The sequence below is a fragment of the Metabacillus sp. 22489 genome (genome assembly GCF_052044855.1).
GTDB lineage: Bacteria > Bacillota > Bacilli > Bacillales > Bacillaceae > Metabacillus > Metabacillus niabensis.
Genome location: NZ_JBQENT010000118.1, coordinates 1 through 1097 on the forward strand (window position 1 = coordinate 1; position 1097 = coordinate 1097).

Consider the following 1097-nt stretch of genomic DNA (forward strand, 5'->3'; position numbering starts at 1 on the left):
ACATATCGTTTACATAGAGATGATCCTTTGTTGACATTATTTCAGGCGGTTGTGTCATTAAAGCTTGTGCTTGTTGATTATTCATACCCGTCTGCATTTGTTGCATGATGTTTCCTCCTTGTTAACAATGTTGTAATCACTTTGGTAGATTGCCACACAGCGGTCAAAAATATGCAGGTATTTTAGACTAGTTTTAAAGACTCCCCCACCTCTAGATAGCATTAAATACTCCCCACCTATACGCAGGTGGGGAGTATTTGTGGCTAAACTAAATATTAATTTATACTATTCCAGATTCTGTCTAGGTCCAAGGCAACATATATTTTATCACCATGAATTTCCTTATGTATAATAGGATTGGAAAAATACTGATTTATATTTTTATTAAATTGCTTATACCTTGCTCGTGGTTTTGGTCCATATAAATCGTTTCAGGATAGCCCTTATACATACTCCGTCTACCTCTTTTTTAATTTTATGAAAAATACAAACTGCATCAATACTCCATTTCAAAATAAGCATACCAGTCTTGCTTCGCGAAAAGGAAAATCCCCCTCGAATTGTAAAACAATTGTACTTTAATCAGCTTTTACAAAAGTACAACCGTCAAATTTACCCTATTCTCTCTTCCTTGATTTTTTTTTGCCAAGAGTATTTTTTCCGAAAATATAATAAAAATATAATTCGAATTTTAAAAACTTTCTATGAATAAATATTTCTATCTTCAAACATTCTAAGAAAGGTTTCAAAAAAAAATAATAGGAGGTGTTATTCATGACAGTCATAAATGACGTTAAAACAGCTTTAGCCGGATTAAAAAGCGCTCAAGCTAGCTTTGAAACATTTGCTCTTAGTACAGATAATGAACAAGCGAAGCAGCTTTACCAAGATGCTGCTAAACAAACCCAATCGGTTTTACAAAGCGTTGAACCACGCGTTCAACAAATCGAACAAGAAGAACCTCAATACAAACAACAATAATAAGAAAAACCGGGCATAGCCCGGTCCTTTTCATGGTTAGAGAATATCCGATAATTTGTACTCTATGCCATGTACCCCTTTATAATACTCAGGATACATTTCACCCCCACATTTTT

Annotated in this window: 1 protein-coding gene; it reads left to right on the forward strand. The window is 34.0% G+C overall.

Translation table 11 applies throughout. The annotated features are described in order from the left end of the window. Positions 1-774: 774 nt before the first annotated feature. Entirely contained in the window at positions 775-981 is a 207-nt protein-coding gene (locus ACTJJ9_RS26290) for a DUF1657 domain-containing protein (RefSeq protein ID WP_145582939.1), read from the forward strand. The last annotated feature ends 116 nt before the right edge of the window (positions 982-1097 follow it).